Below are 3,639 nucleotides of genomic sequence, written 5' to 3' on the forward strand. Positions count from 1 at the left end.
GCAGTACACAATCCGGTACAGCAAAAACCACACAAGATCAGCCGGATTGGCCCAAAGCTTGTGACGGGTGGGTGAACCTGAAGATTTGATAAACTTTTTATCTCCATTAAAATAAAATGAGAAGATTATTCCATCTCCATTAAGTGGTATAATTTCTGTATTATGTGGCTTATAATAAAAGCCGTAATGTAAATAACCCGCCGTTTCAGATTCTTTATATTTTTCTTCTTCTGCGGAATAATAGAGAAAATGCCCAACGCTGTTTTTAAAATCTTCTATACTCAGCCAATCCGCCAGCAATCTGATATCTTTGGGTGTAGGCTGTGCTTCCATAATCCTGGCATCGCGCTCATGGCGGATGGACTGTCTTGTCTCCCCCCAGTTCTGCATTTTGGCCCAGGCGAGGAAGTTTTCGTCGGGGGCGTGTGACATAAAACGGGCCTGGACCAGGCGCCCCCGCCGGTGCTGGATCTCTACCACCCACGTGATCCGCGGCAGGCTGGACGGGGCGGGATTCTTCCGGTACAGGGAATGTGTAATCTCTCCTGTGATCTGGCTCAGCCAGTAAGCCCAATTGGGACTGATGGACGGATAGTCCAGCGTGTTGAACTCGTTCTTTTCGTCCGCATACCCGTCCATGAACGCCAGCACATCGCGGATGTCGCTGCCTTTGGGGAAGGCCTGGTTGAAATAGATATGGACGAATGAATCCCCTCTGTCCGGCAGCGTCAGGATTTTGGCCAGCTCCGCCTGCGAAGGTTTATCCCGGAAAACCAGCCGGGCCTCACAGTTCGCCCACGCCAGAACAGCAATGGCCGCCACCAGAACCACCACCCTGCCGCAATCACTCAGACCGGCCCACCGCCGTCTCCACTCCGCCATCCACCGGCTCATTGACACTCCAGACTCAACGGTATGAATCACGATGCGTTACCAGAATAAACAAAAAATCTCACTCTGCAAGGGGGGCGAAAGAACTTTACGCACTGATCGCCATTATAGCCGGAAAATACTTTTATACAACTAGTGGTTGTATTGCGGGGGTTGCATCTTCTACGTCCAGGGGGAGCAGGGCTTTCAGGCCATGTAATGCCCGCCATTGACTGAAAAGGTGGCGCCGGTCATAAAGCCGGCTTCGTCGCGGACCAGAAACGCAGCCATATCCGCAATTTCTGACACTGTGCCCAGGCGTCCGACCGGGATTTCCTTCCGGATGTTTTCCAGAATCGCCGGGTCCATCTCCCGCGTCATTTCGGTGTCGGTATATCCGGGGCAGATGCAGTTGACGGTGATTCCCTTGCTGGCGTTTTCCAGCGCCAGCGCCCTGGAAAAGCCGATCATGCCGGCCTTGGCGGCGCAATAGTTTGTTTGCCCCATCTGGCCTTTCTGTCCGTTGATCGAGCTGATGTTGACAATGCGGCCAAAGCCCCTCTGGCGCATGTCGGGAACCACAGCCCGGCACACATTGAAACAGGATGTCAGGTTGACATGAATGACGCTGTGCCACTGGTCCAGGGTCATCTTGTGGAGGAAACTGTCCCGTGTGATCCCGGCGTTATTCACCACGATATCCACGGGACCGAGTTTTGCGGCGATTCCGGCCATACCGTCCTGGACCGCCTGGAAATCAGACACATCAAATTTGAAACAGTCGATGCCTGTTTTTTTCTGAAAGGCTTCGGCCACGCCGCCGTTGCCGATATAGTTTGCGGCGACCGTATAGCCATCAGCTTTCAGCTTTATGGCGATGGCGGCTCCGATTCCCCGGGTTGCCCCTGTCACAACAGCCAGACGCGGCATGGTTTTTCCTCCTGTCTCAGTCCCGGGCCACGCACAGGGCAATGCCCATGCCGCCGCCGATGCACAGGGTGGCCAGTCCCTTTCTGGCCTGGCGGCGCTGCATTTCGTACAGAAGGGTAGTCAGGATCCTTGCCCCGGAAGCACCGATGGGGTGACCTAGGGCAATGGCGCCACCATTCACATTGACAATATCGGGGTTCCAGCCCATCTCGTGATTGACCACAAGGGCCTGGACGGCAAAGGCCTCGTTGGACTCCACCAGATCCAGATCTTTCACATTCCAGTCCGCCCGCTGCAGGGCCATACGGCTGGCGGAGATGGGGCCTGTGCCCATGAGGGCCGGATCAACGCCGGTGGTGGCCCAGGACACGATGCGGACCAGTGGCTGGATCTTCCTCTGTGCTGCTTCGGTCGCGGTCATCAGCACAACGGCAGCGGCTCCGTCATTGATGCCGGAGGAATTTCCGGCCGTCACGGTTCCGTCTTTCAGAAAGGCCGGACGCAGCTTCTGCAGGGATTCAAGCGTGGCGCCATGACGCGGATATTCATCCTGGGTGATGACCTGATCACCCTTTCGGCCAGGAATTGTTACAGGAACGATCTCGTCGGTGAATTTCCCGGCTTTTTGCGCGGCCTCTGCCCTGTACTGGCTTTTCAGGGTGTATTCATCCTGCTCTTCCCGACTGATACCCCATTTGCGGGCGAGATTTTCGGCCGTATGACCCATGTGATAGCCGTAAAAGGCGTCCAGAAGGCCATCCTTGAGCATGGTATCCGTCATCTCCGCATTGCCCATTTTCAGGCCGCTGCGCAGGTGGAGGCAGTGGGGGGCCTGGCTCATGCTTTCCTGCCCGCCGGCCAGGACAATGGTGCTTTCCCCTAGGGTGATGGCCTTTGCGCCCTCCGCTACGGCCCGCAGGCCAGAGCCGCACATCTGGTTGAGGGTCCACGCAGGGCTGTCCGCTGGAACGCCTGCCGCGATGGCAGCCTGCCGGGCCGGGTTCTGGCCGGCCCCGGCGGTCAGGATCTGGCCCATGATGACCTGGGAAAGCTCGTCAGGACTGACACCGGCCCGCTGCAGGGCTTCTTTCATAGCCACAGCACCCAGCGCATGGGCGGGCAGGGGAGAGAGGAAGCCGTTAAGGGAACCCACAGGGGTCCGCGCGGCGCTGGCGATGACGATGTCGTTGCTTGTCATGGCGGCAGCTTGGATGTTCCCCGGGCGGGACTCAAGGCCCCCTGCGGGAGAAGGCCGCGGAAAATCCGGATAACCCCAGCCCCCTTGCATAACCTTAACCGGGATGGCCAACTGCTGCGTTTCTGCAGTACTCAAATCCTCACGTACCAAAGTGTACGCTCCGGTTTTGCGCTCCTCGTTCCTTGCATTTGCCTCATCCCGGCAGGTTCTGCAAGGGGGCTTCCGTCAGCTCCGGGACTGCCGGATGATCTCCCGTTGGGCCCTTGGGGATTTCTGCGGACCCGGTTGCCGGGTCCGGTGGACCAGCGACAGGATGCGGGCCAGCGTGTCGGGCAGGTCTTTCCGCGGCACTACCAGATCCACCATGCCGTGCTCCAGCAGGTATTCCGAGCGCTGGAAGCCTTCAGGCAGGGTTTCGCGGATTGTGCTCTCGATCACGCGGGCGCCTGCAAAGCCGATCTGGGCGCCAGGTTCGGCCACATGGATATCCCCCAGCATGGCAAAGCTGGCCGTCACACCGCCCGTGGTCGGGTCGGACAGCAGCACGATATAAGGCAGGCCGGCCTCTTTCACGAGGTTCACAGCGATGACAGTCCGGGGCATCTGCATCAGGGACAGGATCCCCTCCTGCATCCGCGCAC

General features: G+C 58.1%; 4 protein-coding genes. All 4 read right to left on the reverse strand.

Annotated elements, in window-relative coordinates; translation table 11 throughout:
* A partial coding sequence (locus M3O22_08905; protein MDP9196860.1) for a hypothetical protein occupies positions 1-894 on the reverse strand: 894 nt, incomplete at its 3' end.
* A gap of 183 nt (positions 895-1,077) precedes the next feature.
* Complete coding sequence (gene phbB / locus M3O22_08910) at positions 1,078-1,800, reverse strand: acetoacetyl-CoA reductase (GenBank protein MDP9196861.1); 723 nt, start codon at positions 1,798-1,800, stop codon at positions 1,078-1,080.
* Between the two features lie 16 nt (positions 1,801-1,816).
* Positions 1,817-2,998, reverse strand: coding sequence for an acetyl-CoA C-acetyltransferase (locus tag M3O22_08915; GenBank protein ID MDP9196862.1), 1,182 nt, complete (start codon positions 2,996-2,998; stop codon positions 1,817-1,819).
* Between the two features lie 225 nt (positions 2,999-3,223).
* On the reverse strand, positions 3,224-3,639 hold a 416-nt coding region (locus tag M3O22_08920; GenBank protein MDP9196863.1), incomplete at its 5' end, for an acetyl-CoA carboxylase carboxyl transferase subunit beta.

The organism is Pseudomonadota bacterium (genome assembly GCA_030775045.1).
Classification (GTDB): domain Bacteria; phylum Pseudomonadota; class Alphaproteobacteria; order JALYJY01; family JALYJY01; genus JALYJY01.